This is a genomic window from Citrobacter sp. On2M (assembly GCF_018035235.1).
GTDB lineage: Bacteria > Pseudomonadota > Gammaproteobacteria > Enterobacterales > Enterobacteriaceae > Citrobacter > Citrobacter meridianamericanus.
The window spans coordinates 39,465-56,315 of sequence record NZ_WPCV01000008.1 but is presented as its reverse complement, the minus strand read 5'-3'; the positions used below and the strand labels follow the sequence as shown (position 1 = coordinate 56,315).

Genomic DNA, 16,851 nt, shown 5'->3' with positions numbered 1-16,851 from the left:
AATCAATTACAGAATGTGCGCCTGCACATCAGGATCTTTGCGATCGAGGTAGTGAATCGACTGAATACGGCGGATCGTCCGCGATTTGCCGCGGATCAGTAGCGTTTCGGTGGTTGCGATATTACCTTTACGGCTAATTCCTTCCAGCAGATCGCCTTTGGTGATGCCGGTTGCGGAGAAAATGACGTTGTCGCTGCGCGCCATTTCATCCAGACGTAACGCTTTGCCCGCTTCAATGCCCATGGCAGCACAGCGCGCCAGTTCTTGTTCGCCAATGCGACGGTTCTCTTCGCTGTCGCCTTTGACGTCATGGCGTGCCAGCAGACGGCCCTGCATGTCGCCATCCAGCGCGCGGATAACAGCCGCGGAAACCACCCCTTCCGGCGCCCCGCCAATGCCATACAGCACGTCAACTTCGCTGTCGGGCATGCAGGTCAGGATCGAGGCCGCAACGTCGCCGTCAGGAATGGCGAAGACGCGTACGCCCAGTTTTGTCATCTCGGCAATAACCTCGTCATGGCGTGGTTTTGCCAGGATGGTGACGGTCAGTTCGCCGAGCGGTTTGTTGAGCGCGGTAGCAATGTTACGCAGGTTGGCTTCCAGCGACAGGTTCAGGTCGATGGACCCTTTTGCGCCTGGGCCGACAATCAGCTTTTCCATGTACATATCCGGCGCGTTGAGGAAGCAGCCTTTATCGCCAACCGCCAGTACGGCCAACGCGTTGGCCTGGCCCATGGCCGTCATGCGCGTGCCTTCGATAGGATCGACGGCGATGTCGACCGCATCACCGCGACCGGTTCCGACTTTCTCGCCGATAAACAGCATCGGCGCTTCATCAATCTCACCCTCGCCAATCACGATGGTGCCGTCGATGTTGACCTGGTTGAGCATAATACGCATGGCGTTCACCGCCGCGCCGTCAGCGGTATTTTTATCGCCGCGGCCCAGCCATTTATAGCCAGCCAGCGCGGCCGCTTCGGTCACGCGTGAAAATTCAATGGCAAGTTCTCGTCTCATTGCAAACTCGTAGCTGAAAGGAATGGCGCGAAGTGTAGCACAGGGGAGGGGGCGAGATTATTGATGTGTGTGCGGGGTTGCCCCCGCAAGAAGAGATTGCCGGATTAGGCACAGTCGCCATCCGGCAATGACGTATTACTCGTCGTGGTCTTCCCACGCCATTGCGCGTTTGACCGCTTTTTTCCAGCCGCTGTAACGGAAGTTACGCTCGGTGGTTTCGATGCCTGGACGGAATTCACGCTCGATGACCGCTTTCTCTTGCAACTCATCCAGATTCTGCCAGAAGCCTACTGCCAGACCAGCCAGGTACGCTGCACCCAATGCGGTGACTTCGCGGACTTCCGGGCGCTCAACGCGGGTGCCCAGAATGTCAGACTGGAACTGCATCAGGAAGTTGTTGGCAACTGCACCGCCGTCAACGCGCAGGGCGTGAAGACGAATTCCGGAGTCAGCCTGCATTGCTTCCAGTACGTCGCGGGTCTGGTAAGCGATAGACTCAAGCGTTGCGCGGATGATGTGGTTGGAGTTTACGCCACGGGTCAGGCCGAAGATGGCGCCACGTGCATACGGGTCCCAGTACGGTGCGCCCAGGCCAGTAAATGCCGGAACGACGTACACGCCGTTGGTGTCTTTCACTTTGGTGGCGAAATACTCAGAGTCGAATGCATCGCTGATGAGCTTCATTTCATCGCGCAACCACTGAATGGATGCGCCAGCCATAAATACCGCACCTTCCAGCGCGTAGTTCACTTCCCCGGTCGGTCCGCAGGCGATAGTAGTCAGCAACCCGTTTTCGGACTTAACGGCTTTCTCGCCGGTGTTCATCAGCATGAAGCAGCCGGTACCGTACGTGTTTTTCGCCATCCCTTCCTTCACGCACAGCTGACCAAAGAGAGCCGCCTGCTGGTCACCGGCAATACCGGAGATAGGAATACGAATGCCGCCTTTACCACCAATGTTGGTCTGGCCGTACACTTCAGAAGAACGACGCACTTCTGGCAGCATGGCGCGCGGAATATCCAGCGCATCCAGCATCGTGTCATCCCAGTCCAGGGTATGGATGTTAAACAGCATGGTACGTGAAGCGTTGGTGTAATCCGTGACGTGTACGCGTCCCTGCGTCATTTTCCAGATAAGCCAGGTGTCCACGGTACCAAACAGCAGTTCGCCGCGACGAGCGCGCTCACGTGAGCCTTCAACGTGGTCGAGGATCCACTTCACCTTGGTACCGGAGAAGTACGGGTCAATCACCAGGCCGGTGTTGTTACGGATATACTCTTCCATGCCATCGCGCTTGAGCTTTTCGCAGATATCCGCGGTGCGACGACACTGCCACACAATGGCGTTATAGATTGGTTTACCGGTTTCACGCTCCCAGACGATGGTGGTTTCACGCTGGTTAGTAATACCGATTGCTGCAATTTCATCGGAACTGATATCGGCTTTCGCCAGAACTTCAACCAGCGTAGAGCTTTGGGTTGCCCAAATTTCCATTGGGTCGTGTTCTACCCAACCTGCTTTCGGGTAGATTTGCTCGAATTCGCGCTGTGAAACGGCAACGATATTCGCATCGTGGTCCATTACGACCGCGCGGGAGCTGGTGGTGCCCTGGTCGAGCGCAACGATATATTTTTTTTCAGTCATAATTTTTGTCCCGTAGTCACATTACAGCGAAGCTTTTTGTTGAGTGTTGGCCGCCGCGTCTTTTTCTTCAATCACGCAGACATCGCACGGTAAATGGCGACCAATCAGTTTGCGATATGCCCATGCGCCCAAAATCGCGCCGGTAATTGGGCCAAACACCGGTACCAGGAAGTAAGGGATATCACGACCACCCGTGAAGGCAATCTCACCCCATCCGGCCATCCAGGCGAAGAGTTTCGGTCCGAAGTCACGTGCCGGGTTCATCGCAAAACCTGTCAGCGGACCCATGGAAGCACCAATAACGGCAATCAACAAGCCGATCAGCAGTGGTGCCAGCGGACCACGAGGTACACCGTTACCATCGTCGGTCAGAGCCAGAATCAGCCCCATTAGAATAGCGGTAATGACCATTTCAACCGCGAAGGCCTGCACAAAATTGATATGCGGGTTCGGATAGGTGGAGAAAGTACCTGCCAGACCCAGGCTCTCGGTACTGCCGCGCACGATATGGTTAGTTTGTTCGAAATCGAGGAATAGATTGTAATAAAGCCCGTAAACCAGTGCCGCTGCGCAAAAGGCGCCGGCAATTTGCGAAATAATAAAAGGGATAACTTTGCGTTTATCAAAACAGGCGAACAGCCAGAGTGCGATGGTTACCGCGGGATTCAGGTGTGCACCAGAAACGCCTGCGGTCAGATAGATAGCCATCGCTACCCCCAGGCCCCAGATGACACTGATTTCCCACTGACCAAAAGTAGCCCCGGCCACTTTGAGTGCAGCGACACAGCCCACACCGAAGAAAATCAACAACCCGGTACCGAGGAATTCAGCAATGCACTGGCCTTTTAAGGTTGAGGTTTGACTCATAATCGGATCCTGAAGAGAGATTAATGTTTATGTGCGAGAAGGTCACTGACATCCCCGGAGCCGGTAGGCACACTGTTAATTTATCGTTAACGCTCAAAAACGAGAAATATCGAAATTAAAATGTGTGTACTGCATCAACAAAATGAGCGTTATCGCGCCATCTGGCGGTATTTGTTATACAAAAATAGTGTGAGCTGAATCATTTCAATGATCAATTCGTTAACACTTAAGAGTTATGACAGTAATGTCACCAGGAGAAAGACGAAAAGTGTTGCAAACCGCAATCTGCGCGGGATGCCGCTGGACAGCGATGGCGCGGCTTCATACAATCGGAGCTAAGTAGAGTGCGCTCGTTTTTATTAAGGCGTCGCCGGTTATCGGGACGAGGATTTTTATCCATCAACGCCTTGCAATTCAGGAGAGGTATGACGATGTCATTAGAAGTGTTTGAGAAACTGGAAGCAAAAGTACAGCAGGCGATTGATACCATCACGCTGTTACAGATGGAAATCGAAGAGCTGAAAGAAAAAAACAACTCACTGTCGCAGGAAGTTCAGACTGCACTGCAGCAGCGTGAAGAGCTGGAGCGTGAGAACAACAACCTGAAAGAACAGCAGAATGGCTGGCAGGATCGTCTGCATGCCCTCCTGGGTCGTATGGAAGAAGTCTAATTCTGATTTCTTTAAAAAGGCATCCATAATGGATGCCTTTTTACTATGTAGATATTAGGATATCGTAACTTTTAAATTTCAAAGAATACGATATGACAAAAAGAAACGATATTATTGATAATTCGGATCGATTTATCACCAGTGATATTAAATATGGCCTTATCTATACAGAGAATCTAGGATGGATTGATTTAGGCCATGCTAATCCAGTAGGGGCTGAAAGATTATGGTTTGAAATGATAAGCGCTCGTGGTGGTGATAGCGAATTTTATGAAGTAAATTATCATCAAAGTATGTCCAAAAACATTCATGGCCTAAATATTAATACTGGTATATATCGTAGATTTATGGTGCGACGAGGATTACCGGAACGAACCTTACAAGGTATTGCTTTATCGATATTCTTAGGTACGTCACATCGCTTCGAATCCTTGCAGGATTTTTGGCCTTACGTATATTTAACGGATAGTGGCTATAGTGCTGAAGATTTGGTATCGAACTTATTTGGTTTTTACCAAGCTGTAAATTATGCAGATTACACCTCTCGTCTTCGGATCTGTTCGAAAGAAAAGGCTTATCGTATCTGGGACTTCTATGGTCCTGTTGGTGAGTATAAAAACAAAAGCGTTATTCCGTTACTATTTCCTGACCCAATAGATAAGAATAAGAAACATGAACCCTACTCAGGGGAATTACCTTTATTTATGGATATAATAAAACCTGTTGCGAATCCAAATTATGTTCGGGAACTCCGCATATGAAGTTCAGGAAATCAGGTTTTATTATTGTATTTATGATTTTAATTTCGCTACTTTATTGCTGTTTCATGTTGAGCATCTTTACAGAAAAAATCTATACACAGCAGAATTTATTATTCTATCATCTGCTAACACCGACACCTCTTAAACAGGTTCCAAGGGTATCCAGCGACTGGTTTTTTGTAAGCTATTCAGATGAAGGTAGCCATCTTCAACTCAGTGAAATAATTTTTACCGGAATACAAAAGAGTGACCTTCAGATAGCTGAGGATAAATTAAATGCTTATATCGAAACTTATCCTGCCAGTCGTGAGATGATGAGCGTCGTTGCCGAAGAAAAAAATGAAAAGTATGATATTAAAGTCATTCATTACGAATCAAATGAATGAAAAAAAGGCCATCAAATTTGCTGATGGCCTTTTTTACTTACTCGATATCAAGCGGGTCTTCGGAGAGGATTATCCCGGTGTTGTCAGCGTACAGGTGATCGCCGGAGAAGAACGTTACACCGCCAAAGTTGACGCGTACATCGCTTTCTCCAATACCTTCCCCTGCGGCACCGACCGGAATTGCGGCAATCGCCTGAATGCCGATATCCAGTTCTTCCAGATCGTCTACCTGACGGACTGAGCCGTAGATGACCAGACCTTCCCATTCATTCTGTACGGCCAGTCGAGCCAGTTCGGCATCGACCAGCGCACGACGGACAGAACCGCCGCCATCGACCAGCAGAATGCGACCACGGCCGTTTTGTTCGAGCAGATCGTACAGCAACCCGTTGTCCTCGAAACATTTTACCGTGATGATTTGTCCGCCAAACGACGACCGCCCTCCAAAGTTAGAGAACAGTGGTTCCACGACGTTGACATCTTCCTGATAGATGTCACAAAGCTCGGATGTATCGTATTTCATAGGCTCAACGTTCAGTTGCTGCGAGAATTTTTAGTATATCGCGCTATGTGTACTGTTGGCAAAATCATCAATTGTTAATTGATATTTGTCAGTTAAAGAGACCACTGACTCAAGAAAATTCCAACGACAAACAGCAGGTTAGTTAACAGTGCCGCTTTTACGGTGCGTTCCAGCATCGGGCGCATTGCCTCAGGGTTCATCTCACGCATCACGTATCGCGCCTGTTTAATCAGCAACGGAGCGGCGAGAACAAACAGCCATCCCCACAGGCTTTGCAGTGAGAACAGGTTAAACAGCGCCAGACAGACCAGCGTGCCCATCAGCAGACAGGCGTGGTAGCGGCGGGCATTGACGGCGCCTAAACGCACGACCAGCGTGTTCTTGCCGTTCTCTCTGTCGCTGTTGATATCGCGCAGATTGTTGACGTTGAGCACGGCAGTTGCCAGCAGGCCGCAGGCGGTGGCAGGCAGAATGAGCGCCGGAATCAGCGTATGCGCCTGCAGATACCAGCTTCCCATAACGCTCAGCCAGCCGAAGAACACCAGCACGGAAATATCGCCCAGACCGATATATCCGTAAGGGCGATTGCCCACGGTGTAAGTGATTGCGGCAATGATCGACAGGCCGCCGAGCACCAGGAAGCCGACAAAATCTGCCAGCGTGTGACAAGCCACAGCAACCAGGGCCAGACCGGACAAGCAGATCAGCACCACGGTGACGATCAGCGCCCGCTTCATCTGCTGTTGGGTGATAACCCCTTTTTGCATACCGCGCAGCGGTCCTATGCGGTCGGGCTTGTCGCTGCCTTTGACGGCATCGCCATAGTCGTTCGCGAGATTCGACAGGATTTGCAGCAGTCCCGCGGTAATGAGTGCCAGCAGAGCGACCAGTGGATCAAAGAACCCTTGCCACCATGCTAATGCCGTACCGACGATGATCGCCGCGAAGGCGAGCGGTAAGGTCTTAGGTCGTAAACTTTCCAGCCAGGCTTGTGAGCGGCTAATTTGTTGTTGTTCAGTCATATTTAGCGCCAATAAAAATGGGGCTTTATCAGCCCCATCAACAGTGATGAAAATGCATTGAACGCGATTATAGGATAAAACGGCTCAGATCTTCATCTGCGACCAGCGCATCCAGATGTTTGCTCACATATTCGGCATCAATTGTGATGCTTTGGCCGTTCAAATCGCTCGCATCATAGGAAATATCTTCCATCAGACGCTCAAGAACGGTATGCAGACGACGCGCACCGATGTTTTCGGTGGTTTCGTTGACCTGCCAGGCCGCTTCGGCAATGCGTTTAATGCCCGACTCGGTGAAGTTAATGTCCACACCTTCGGTCGCCATCAGCGCTTTGTACTGCACAGTGATGGAGGCATTCGGTTCGGTAAGGATACGTTCAAAATCGCTGGTGGTCAGCGCCTGAAGCTCCACACGAATCGGCAGACGACCCTGCAGTTCCGGGATCAGATCAGACGGTTTCGCCACCTGGAATGCGCCAGAGGCGATAAACAGAATGTGATCTGTTTTCACCATACCGTGCTTGGTGGAGACCGTGCAGCCTTCAACCAGCGGCAGCAGGTCGCGCTGAACGCCTTCACGGGATACGTCCGGGCCGGAGGATTCGCCGCGCTTACAGATTTTGTCGATTTCGTCGATAAACACGATCCCGTGCTGTTCAACGGCGTCGATAGCTTCCTGTTTTAGCTCTTCCGGATTCACCAGTTTGGCCGCTTCTTCTTCAATTAGCAGCTTCATCGCGTCTTTGATTTTCAGCTTACGCGGTTTTTGTTTCTGTCCGCCCAGATTCTGGAACATAGACTGCAACTGGCTGGTCATCTCTTCCATTCCCGGAGGTGCCATGATTTCAACGCCCATCGGTGCGGCCGCGAGATCGATTTCGATCTCTTTATCATCCAGTTGGCCTTCACGCAGTTTTTTACGGAATGCCTGACGCGCTGCTGAAGGTTCCTGCGGCTGCTCTGACTGTCCCCAGTTATTTTTAGCCGGTGGGATCAGTACGTCGAGAATACGTTCTTCCGCCATCTCTTCAGCACGGAAGCGGTTTTTCTCGATCGCCTGAACGCGAACCATTTTGATGGCTGCATCGGTCAGATCGCGGATGATCGAGTCAACTTCTTTACCTACATAGCCGACTTCGGTGAATTTCGTTGCTTCAACTTTGATGAACGGCGCGTTGGCCAGTTTTGCCAGACGACGGGCGATTTCGGTTTTACCGACGCCGGTCGGGCCAATCATCAGAATGTTTTTCGGCGTGACTTCATGGCGCAACTCTTCGTTGAGCTGCATACGACGCCAGCGGTTACGCAGGGCAATCGCCACGGAACGCTTAGCGTTATCCTGGCCGATGATGTGTTTGTTCAGCTCGCTGACAATTTCGCGTGGGGTCATTTCAGACATGGGGGATCCTTACGCTTTGGAGTTCAATTCTTCGATGGTATGGAAGTGGTTGGTATAAATGCAGATATCCCCTGCAATATCCAACGCTTTCTCAGCGATCTCGCGCGCGCCAAGCTCGGTGTTTTCCAGCAGAGCGCGTGCAGCAGCCTGGGCGTAGGGACCGCCGGAGCCGATGGCAATCAGATCGTTTTCTGGCTGGATGACGTCGCCGTTACCGGTGATGATGAGTGATGCCGTTTCATCTGCGACGGCCAGCAGCGCTTCGAGTTTGCGTAGCATACGGTCGGTACGCCAGTCTTTTGCCAGTTCAACGGCCGCTTTCACCAGGTGACCCTGATGCATTTCCAGCTTGCGTTCAAACAGTTCAAACAGCGTGAATGCATCCGCAGTACCACCCGCAAAGCCCGCGATGACTTTGTCGTTGTACAGACGGCGGACTTTCTTCACGTTGCCTTTCATGACGGTATTGCCCAGTGTGGCCTGGCCATCACCGGCGATTACGACGTGGCCGTTACGGCGAACACTTACTATTGTTGTCACGAGCAGACCCCTTCTTACAAATACGGACGTAGGGGCCCCGTACCACGTACGGGGCAGAATGTAAGTATAGATGGGGGGGATTTTAGGGGTTTCAACCCCCAGTAGCGAGTCGAATGCAGTTTGTGTGACCAGCAACCTTCAGGCGGCTGATGGTGTTGTCGGCATTCTCTTTGCCTTTAACCGGACCAATGACCACGCGATTCCAGCCGTTATTAGTGGTAATACGTGAATTGAAGCCTTCAAAGGCCAGCTGCGCCCGTACGGTTTCTGCTTGCTCTGCGCCTTTAAATGACCCGCACTGCACCATCCAGCGGCGTTCATCTTTTTTCTCCGCCGTTTGTTTTGGCGGCTGGGTTTCATTCGTTATTGGCGCGGCCGGCTGCGTTTTCGGCTGAGCGGCGGTAGTATGCGCAGGCGTTTGCAGCAGGTCCTGGTACGGCTGTTGGGCCGCCGGTTTTGGCTGTGCTTTCGGCTGTTGTTGTACTGGAGCTGCTTGCGCCGTACGCGTTTGCTGCTGCTGGTACGGTTGTTCCGTTACCCGTGGTTGCGTGCGCGGCTGCTGAGCCTGCTGCTGCGTGTTGGCCCATTGCTGTTGCTGCACCTGACGCTGGCGCTGCAACGTTTGCTGACGCTGTTCAGGCGTTTGCTCGTTCCACGGCACTTCGTTGAGCTGCGTTGGCTGTTGACGCATATCAGCCTGCATTTGCGCTAATAGCTGTCGCTGCTCATTGGTTAGCTGATCGGCGTTCAGCACCTCGCCGCCAGCGGACGGTTCGGTAGGCGCACGTACGCCAGGCTGGCGGCTTTCCAGCTCTTTGATGTATCGCCAGCGTTCTTCCGGTTTTGGTGGGATGCCATTGCCGGTGACTTTCTGGTTTTGCAGCGTTTCGGACTCTTCTTTCTTGTGATGCGTAATGAAGTACAGACCACCGATAAAGGTCACGAGTACGGCTGCAGCAATAGCAACCATAGCGGGCGATACCGCAGGCGTATTGCGTTGTTTTTTCCGTGATGTGCTCTTCTTGCGCCGCGAAGGTGCCGGTTGGCCGCGACGTACATAATCTCGTTGTGCCACTATCGTTTCGCTGTATTTATTCGTTCGTCAGCCCGCCATGTTACTTAAGCGGCGGGCCTTTGACCAGACAGGGGAGTCCGAAAGCACTTTACTTTACGTCAGTGCCCGGGTAGTACCCCGAATAATTAGCTCGCAGTCCAGTAAACGTGAGCCACTGCTGACGTTCTGCCCTTGTAATTGATCGAGCAGTAACAGCATAGCTTCACGTCCGATATCAAAACGCGGCTGTGCAACGGTTGTCAGGGGTGGATCACAGAATTCTGTGAGCGAAATGTTATCAAAGCCAATGATGGATAAATCGTCAGGCACCTTCAGGCCCTGACGTTTGGCATATGAGAGCGCGCCTAGTGCCATGACGTCGCTGTGGCAAAAGACCGCGGTAGGCGGCTGCGGAAGTTCAAGAAGCTGCTTCAGTGCATCGGCTCCCGCTGCATAGGTAAAGTCACCACGCGCGATGAAATGCGGATCGACCGTAATTCCGCTACGGCGTAGTGCCTGAACGTAGCCTTGCAGACGGTAATGGCACAGCGGCATATCCTCTGGTCCAGCGATACAGCCAATGCGTTTGTGCCCCAGCTCCAGCAGATAGTTCATCGCGTTGAAGGCGGCGGTGAGATTATCAATGTGCACGGTGGGCAATTCCAGCTCTGGCGCGAACTCGTTGGACATGACCATCGGCGGCAAGTTGCGTTGCTCTTCCACGCTGGCATCAAACGGCAGGCGCGAGCTGAGCAGCACCATGCCATCGATCTGCTTGGTGATTATGAGGTTGAGGAAGGTCTTTTCCTGCTGGTTCTGGTGCGCACAATCGCCGATAAGCACCAGATATCCTTGCTCTGCGGCGGTCACTTCTATGCCGCGAATCACTTCGCTAAAAAACGGATCGCAGATATCCGGCACAATCACCAGAATGGTACGTGATTCATTACGCTTAACATTGCGTCCCATCGATTGAGGTAAATATCCCACTTCCAGGGCTGCCTGCTCAACCTTGTTACGGGTTGACTGTGAGACTTTGTCCGGGTTCATTAATGCGCGGGATACGGTTGCCGTTGAGACTTTCGCCTTCAGAGCAACATCTTTCATCGTAGCGGCGGCAACCTGCTTATTCGGTTTCACTCTTTCTCCTCGCCAGAGAGCTGCTGGCACAGACTCGTCCTTGAATAGCCTTCATCTGAAACATTTTTATCAGATAGTTAATGGAAGCGGTTACAGAATTTTCATAAAAAGTGTGATGGATCTTTAATTTTACGATCCGCCTCGCATCGTGAGGGATTATCCCTCGATGGGATCGACATCCAGCACCCATTTAACCTTACGTGCATCGGGTAACGTATTGATCAGCGCCAATGTGCCACTGACGATATGCTGCAGGCGAATTCGCGACGGATGCTGTAACAAAATTTGCCAGCGATACCGACCGCCGCGCTTTGGTGCCAGAGCGGGAACCGGGCCGAGCACCCACAGTTTGTCATCGGCCAGTGGACTGGCCTGAATCAGGTTTCGTAACTGCTGTAAGAACATTGGCGCATGCTGGTTATTATGATCTTCAGCCCGCACGATCACATGGCTGGTCCACGGTGGAAGCTGGAGCGTTTGTCGCTCGGCCAGCGCCTGTTCGGCAAACGCGTCATAACCTTTATACAGCAAGGTTTGCAGCAACGGATGTTCAGGGTGGTGCGTTTGCAGCACCACTTCGCCCTGTTTCCCGGCGCGTCCTGCTCGTCCGGAGACCTGTGTGTAGAGCTGGGCGAAGCGTTCTGCCGACCGGAAATCCGCAGAGAACAGTGCACCGTCAACGTCCAGAAGCGCCACCAGGGTGACGTCCGGGAAGTGGTGGCCTTTAGCCAGCATTTGCGTGCCGATCAGAATTCGCGCGCCGCCGCGATGTACTTCCGCCAGATGCTGCTCCAGCGAGCCTTTACGGCTGGTGGTATCGCGATCGATGCGTGAAATTGGCACACCGGGGAAAAAAGGTGCCAAAGCCTGCTCAAGCTGTTCGGTGCCGAGGCCAACCGGAACCATATGCGTCGAACCGCAGGAAGGGCACTGACGCGGTATTGGGCGCTGGCTGTCGCAGTGGTGGCAGCGTAAATGGTGCTGCGCCTGATGCAGGGTGTAGTAGTGATCGCAGCGCGGACATTCGGCAATCCAGCCGCAGTCGTGGCACAGCAGCGCAGGGGCAAAACCCCGGCGGTTCAAAAACAGAATTACCTGGTTATCTGCCTGCAAATGTTGACGCATGCGGGTGATAAGCGCAGGGGCGAGTCCTGCCTGCACTTGCTGACCTTTGAGATCCAGCACGTGCTGAGTGGCTGGGCGCGCATTTCCGGCGCGTCGCGTCAGGCGCAGCATGCGATATTTTTTCTGCCGCACGTTGCACAGCGTTTCCAGCGCCGGGGTTGCAGAGCCGAGAATAATCGGAATCTGCTCGCTGTGGGCGCGATAAACTGCGAGGTCGCGCGCATGATAGCGCCAGCCTTCCTGCTGTTTATAAGAGCTGTCGTGCTCTTCGTCGATGACGATCACGCCGAGGTTTTTAAACGGCGTAAACAGCGAGGAGCGCGTACCGATAACTATCGCCGCTTCGCCATTCTTTGCTTTCAGCCAGGCTGAAAGACGTTCGCTGTCGTTCAATCCGGAGTGCAGGACTTCGACCGGCGCATTGAAGCGTTCGCGAAAACGGGCAATAGTTTGCGGCGTCAGGCCAATCTCAGGCACCATCACCAGCGCCTGCTTACCCTGGGCAAGGACATTTTCCAGTACGCTTAGATAGACCTCTGTTTTGCCCGACCCCGTCACGCCCGCTAATAGCCAGGCGCTAAAGCTGTCCGAGGCGCTATGAATCGCGCCGACGGCGGTGGCTTGCTCGGTATTCAGTCGAAGACGCTCACCGGAAACGGCGTAGTGCGTACGCCAGTCGCTAAAGCCTGGCGTTTCACTCGCCAGATCGCACAGTCCTTTTTTCCGCAGTGCCTGTAATGCGGCGTCATTAAATTCCAGTTCAGCGACCTGGTCGCGCCATATTTTTCCCTGGCGTAGCGCAGCCAGCGCCTGCTGCTGCTTGGGAGAGCGCTTCAGGCTGTTCAGATCAATGATCTGACCTTCTTCTGTGGCAAACCAGTACCACATGGGCGCGTTAGTCGCCGGGCGTCCCTGGCGCAACAGAATCGGCAGGGCATGAAACAGTACGTCGCCGATAGGATGGTGATAATAGTCTGCCGCCCACAACAGCAGACGCCAGACGGAGGTCGAATAAACCGGTTCGCTGTCCAGCACTTCAAGAATAGTTTTTAATTCGCTCCGCGGCAGTTCGCTGCTTTCGTTGACGGAAAGGACGATACCCACGCGCTCCTGTTGTTTGCCAAAAGGCACGCGTACTCGACACCCGGCTTTGGCGCTCATGCCTTCCGGCAAGAGGTAGTCAAAGGTGCGAGGTAGCGGAACGGGTAAGGCAACGTGCGCAACGGGCATTGAATCATCCTGACTTGAAATCTGGCGGGTTAGTATACACATTAGTGAAGGACAGAATGCGGATCAGTTTGCAAGAGCAGGTTAATTTCTGTATGATTCGCCGCCTTTGATATGAATTTGTATCATAGGCCTATACTATTAACATCGCGTGGTGTCTGGCGTTAGGGCTGGAAGAGCGACGCGGCCTTAAACCGAGGTTTTCCCATGAAAAAAGATATTCACCCGAAATACGAAGAAATTACTGCAAACTGCTCTTGCGGTAACGTCATGAAAATCCGCTCTACAGTCGGTCACGATCTGAACCTGGACGTGTGCAGTAAGTGCCACCCGTTCTATACTGGCAAGCAGCGTGATGTTGCTACCGGTGGCCGTGTTGATCGCTTCAACAAGCGTTTCAGCATCCCAGGCAGCAAATAAGTTTCAGCTGTCAGAAAAAAGCGCCATATGGCGCTTTTTTTGTTTCTACACCTGTAGTCTGAAGTTCGTATTGATGTATTGAATGATGTCTATTATCTAATAAATAAAACAGTGTTTTTATTTTTACGATAAATTGTTTCAACTGGTGATCTTCGTCATTTTCATCTTCTGGTTTTTGCCACTTAAGCCAATTCTTGGCAAAATACCAAATGTTTCTCTCTTCTTTCTAAAATACACTTTTGTGGAAATATAAAATTATTCTTAATCCTTCATCGTTTTTCCATTTATCGGCGAAACGAGATGGGCAATTTCCTTGATTGAGTGTGAAGAGGGATGGCTATGAAATTTAAAACCGCATTATTACTGATTCCATTATTCTCTGCGGCCGCGCAAGCGGGTTATGTTGATTATCGGCATGAATATTATGATGATGGTCGTAATTACGATCGTGTTTATATGTCGCATCGTTTTGCCACAGGTTTCGGCGTGGCAGTAGAAGCTATTTCACGTTCCGAAGACACGCAATCTAATGATGCGTGGAATAACATGGAGAGTAATGGTAACGAGTATACGGCAAGCTACCAGTTCACCTGGCAAGGTCTTATCTGGCAACCGGGTATTGCGATTGAAACGGGTGATAACATCGCGATTTATAAACCGTATATTCGCGTGCAGTACAACATCAATGACAACTGGTGGACCGCGTTCCGCTATCGCCAGGAATACATGCGCAGAAACACCGACGGCAAGGATGACCGTATGGTCTATCGTCCGGAAGCCTGGCTCGGTTATAACATCAATGACTGGATGTTTGAGCTAAACGGCATTTATAAAATTGCCGACAGCGAAGATTTATATAATAACCGAAAAGATGATTACGAATATAACTTCCGCGTGGCTTATAAAATTGGTTCCTGGGTTCCATTTGTTGAAGTTGGTAACGTTTCCTCGGGGTATAACACCACAACCACAGACGATCGTCAGACTCGTTATCGCGTTGGTCTTGGTTATAACTTCTGACCATTAATACATTTCATATCAGTTTATTACGCTGAGTATCGGTATATACGCATAGTTTGCGTGAATAATGTGTCTAAGGAGTTAACATCATGTCTAATGATGGAACTATGATCGAAAATCATCAAAGTATTGCTGTCAGACCTTTCGGATTAAGAGATAAATTTGGTTATTTGTGTGGCGACCTTGGAACCTGTTTTATTCTTGGTCTGGTAAATAGTTTTTTAATGATTTATTACACCAACGTACTCGGTATTTCCGGTGTTATTGTTGGTTCACTCTATTTTGTGACCAAACTCTTTGACGCGTTTGTCGACGTTGGCGTAGGGCGCTTATGTGATACCTCTAAACTGACGATACATGGACGGTTTAATCCGTGGGTACGCCGTATGAAGTACCCGTTCTGTATCATTGCGGTCGTCCTGTTCCTGCCGTTTGTGAATGATTTTTCTTATACGGCGAAAATTATCTACATTTGCTGTTCTTATTTTATCTACGGTTCACTGTTATCGACCGTGAGCATTCCGTATGGGGCCATGTCTGCAGCCATTAGCTCGAACCCGGAAGATCGTGTCTCGCTGTCAACCTGGCGCAGCGTTGGGTCAGCTATCGGCGGCGGCGCAACCGGCTTTTTTATTCCAATCCTGATGTACACTACGCTGGTGGACGGAAGTCAGGTGATCTCCGGGCAGCATTTCTTCTGGATCGCCATCGGTTGTGCGGTGTTGGGGTTTATCTTTTTAACATTGACCTGCCAGTTAACGACGGAGCGTGTGCGCGTAGAGAAAAAAGAGAGCATGCCTGTTTCAGTGCTGTTGAAAGGGCTATTACGCAATAAAGCGCTGATTGTTTTAGTGGTTGTGGATCTGCTGATCGTAATTAATCAGGGGTTGTCTGGTACCAACATGACTTACCTGTTTAATGACTATTTCCATAACAAAGAGGCCATGTCCGTTGCCTTGCTCTTCACCTTTGGCTCTCTGGTTCTGCTGGCGCCATCGGCATCCTGGCTCACGAAGCGGTTTGGTAAAAAAGAGGCCAGCGTCGGCGCACTACTCTTTGCAGTAGCGATGTATTTGATTATGTACTTCATCCATATTACCGACGCGAAAGTCTATTTGGTTTTCCTGTTCCTGGCGACGTTGGGGGCTGGACTATTCAACCTGATGATTTGGGCGTTTATGACCGATGTTTGTGATTATCACCAGTATGTCACCGGCGATCGTGAGGATGGCACCGTCTATGGCGTGAACTTCTTTGCCCGCAAGGTTGGTCAGGCGTGCGCAGGAGCCATTGGCGGCTTTATGCTGGCCATCATTGGTTATCAATCTTCGTCAACGGGCGGCGCTGTGCAAACCAGCATCGTACAGGAAAACATCTATACAATGGCGAATCTTTTACCAGCGTTATGCCTGTTTTTGGCCGCGGTTATTCTGATTTATTTCTATCCATTGAACCGTAAAGAGACGCTAAAAATGGAAGAGACATTGAATAAACTTAATGGTATCAGTAAGTAAAATAGCGAGAAGCGGCGGGAGTAATCCCGCCTTTTCTCATTTGTTCTAACAATCAGTATTCCCACGTTTCCGGGTTGATACCCAGTTCACGCATGATTACCTTTGCTTCTTCCGGGATTTCATCACTGCGCTCTTTACGCAGGTCTTCATCGTTGGGTAATGGTTGCCCGGTAAAAGCATGCAGAAACGCTTCACACAGCAGTTCGCTGTTGGTGGCGTGGCGCAGGTTGTTGACCTGACGACGCGTGCGTTCATCGGTAAGGATTTTTAACACCTTCAGAGGAATGGAAACCGTAATTTTTTTGACTTGCTCACTCTTCTTACCGTGCTCAGCGTATGGGCTGATATATTCGCCGCTCCATTCAGCCATGAGATACCTAATCCTCTTTGTCAGTAATAATGAGGCCGGAACCTGAGCCCGAGCCATAATTGCATTGCGCGTAGTTTACCGTAGTGGCGCGGTTGTGACACGATGTTAGCCGTCGCATGTGTGCGCTAATGCATATAATTTTAACGGCTAT

Annotated in this window: 17 protein-coding genes; 6 read left to right on the top strand and 11 right to left on the bottom strand. The window is 51.1% G+C overall.

All coding sequences use genetic code 11. The features are described 5' to 3' along the window. Nucleotides 1–6 precede the first annotated feature (6 nt). The 3 genes from glpX to On2M_RS22990 form a co-directional block, all read right to left on the bottom strand. On the bottom strand, nt 7–1,017 hold the full coding sequence (gene glpX / locus On2M_RS23000) for a class II fructose-bisphosphatase (RefSeq protein ID WP_151218443.1): 1,011 nt from the start codon (nt 1,015–1,017) through the stop codon (nt 7–9). 135 nt (nt 1,018–1,152) lie between these two features. After that, nucleotides 1,153–2,661 carry a glycerol kinase GlpK gene (gene glpK, locus On2M_RS22995; RefSeq protein WP_151218444.1) on the bottom strand — a complete coding sequence of 503 codons (1,509 nt, stop codon included), beginning with the start codon at nt 2,659–2,661 and terminating at the stop codon, nt 1,153–1,155. 21 nt (nt 2,662–2,682) lie between these two features. After that, nucleotides 2,683–3,528 (bottom strand): MIP/aquaporin family protein, encoded by an 846-nt coding sequence (locus tag On2M_RS22990; protein WP_151218445.1) that lies wholly within the window; start codon nt 3,526–3,528, stop codon nt 2,683–2,685. Between the two features lie 425 nt (nt 3,529–3,953). On the opposite strand from On2M_RS22990, the gene zapB reads away from it, so the two are divergent. The 3 genes from zapB (at nt 3,954) to On2M_RS22975 (ending at nt 5,346) form a co-directional block, all read left to right on the top strand. Continuing rightward, nucleotides 3,954–4,199, top strand: coding sequence for a septal ring assembly protein ZapB (gene zapB, locus On2M_RS22985; protein ID WP_210905503.1), 246 nt, complete (start codon nt 3,954–3,956; stop codon nt 4,197–4,199). A 92-nt stretch (nt 4,200–4,291) separates the two neighbouring features. After that, nucleotides 4,292–4,960: a hypothetical protein gene (locus On2M_RS22980; RefSeq protein ID WP_210905502.1), complete on the top strand. Its 669-nt coding sequence runs from the start codon at nt 4,292–4,294 to the stop codon at nt 4,958–4,960. Then, nucleotides 4,957–5,346: a hypothetical protein gene (locus On2M_RS22975; protein ID WP_151218447.1), complete on the top strand. Its 390-nt coding sequence runs from the start codon at nt 4,957–4,959 to the stop codon at nt 5,344–5,346. Before On2M_RS22980 ends, On2M_RS22975 begins: the two co-directional genes overlap by 4 nt. Nucleotides 5,347–5,383: 37 nt before the next feature. Here the strand turns inward: On2M_RS22975 and rraA are convergent, their stop codons facing one another. From rraA to priA, 7 genes are all read right to left on the bottom strand, one after another. Continuing rightward, on the bottom strand, nt 5,384–5,869 hold the full coding sequence (gene rraA, locus On2M_RS22970; RefSeq protein ID WP_003028798.1) for a ribonuclease E activity regulator RraA: 486 nt from the start codon (nt 5,867–5,869) through the stop codon (nt 5,384–5,386). Between the two features lie 92 nt (nt 5,870–5,961). Further along, the gene (gene menA / locus On2M_RS22965; protein ID WP_151218448.1) at nt 5,962–6,891 is read right to left on the bottom strand and encodes a 1,4-dihydroxy-2-naphthoate polyprenyltransferase; all 930 of its coding nucleotides are present in this window, start codon (nt 6,889–6,891) and stop codon (nt 5,962–5,964) included. Between the two features lie 67 nt (nt 6,892–6,958). Then, the gene (hslU, locus tag On2M_RS22960; protein ID WP_003028803.1) at nt 6,959–8,290 is read right to left on the bottom strand and encodes an HslU--HslV peptidase ATPase subunit; all 1,332 of its coding nucleotides are present in this window, start codon (nt 8,288–8,290) and stop codon (nt 6,959–6,961) included. Between the two features lie 9 nt (nt 8,291–8,299). Further along, nucleotides 8,300–8,830 (bottom strand): ATP-dependent protease subunit HslV, encoded by a 531-nt coding sequence (gene hslV, locus On2M_RS22955; protein WP_003028805.1) that lies wholly within the window; start codon nt 8,828–8,830, stop codon nt 8,300–8,302. A 91-nt stretch (nt 8,831–8,921) separates the two neighbouring features. Beyond that, complete coding sequence (gene ftsN / locus On2M_RS22950; protein WP_210905501.1) at nt 8,922–9,905, bottom strand: cell division protein FtsN; 984 nt, start codon at nt 9,903–9,905, stop codon at nt 8,922–8,924. 93 nt (nt 9,906–9,998) lie between these two features. Further along, nucleotides 9,999–11,024, bottom strand: a complete 1,026-nt coding sequence (gene cytR, locus On2M_RS22945) for a DNA-binding transcriptional regulator CytR (protein ID WP_151218449.1) — start codon at nt 11,022–11,024, stop codon at nt 9,999–10,001. A 156-nt stretch (nt 11,025–11,180) separates the two neighbouring features. After that, entirely contained in the window at nt 11,181–13,379 is a 2,199-nt protein-coding gene (priA, locus tag On2M_RS22940; protein WP_151218450.1) for a primosomal protein N', read from the bottom strand. 204 nt (nt 13,380–13,583) lie between these two features. Here priA and rpmE point away from each other — a divergent pair, with 204 nt between their 5' ends. From rpmE to On2M_RS22925, 3 genes are all read left to right on the top strand, one after another. After that, nucleotides 13,584–13,796, top strand: a complete 213-nt coding sequence (gene rpmE, locus On2M_RS22935) for a 50S ribosomal protein L31 (protein ID WP_151218451.1) — start codon at nt 13,584–13,586, stop codon at nt 13,794–13,796. A 339-nt stretch (nt 13,797–14,135) separates the two neighbouring features. Further along, nucleotides 14,136–14,816 carry an oligogalacturonate-specific porin KdgM family protein gene (locus tag On2M_RS22930; protein WP_151218452.1) on the top strand — a complete coding sequence of 227 codons (681 nt, stop codon included), beginning with the start codon at nt 14,136–14,138 and terminating at the stop codon, nt 14,814–14,816. 89 nt (nt 14,817–14,905) lie between these two features. Continuing rightward, complete coding sequence (locus On2M_RS22925) at nt 14,906–16,330, top strand: MFS transporter (protein ID WP_151218453.1); 1,425 nt, start codon at nt 14,906–14,908, stop codon at nt 16,328–16,330. 52 nt (nt 16,331–16,382) lie between these two features. Here the strand turns inward: On2M_RS22925 and metJ are convergent, their stop codons facing one another. After that, nucleotides 16,383–16,700, bottom strand: coding sequence for a met regulon transcriptional regulator MetJ (gene metJ, locus On2M_RS22920; RefSeq protein WP_003028816.1), 318 nt, complete (start codon nt 16,698–16,700; stop codon nt 16,383–16,385). Nucleotides 16,701–16,851 lie beyond the last annotated feature (151 nt).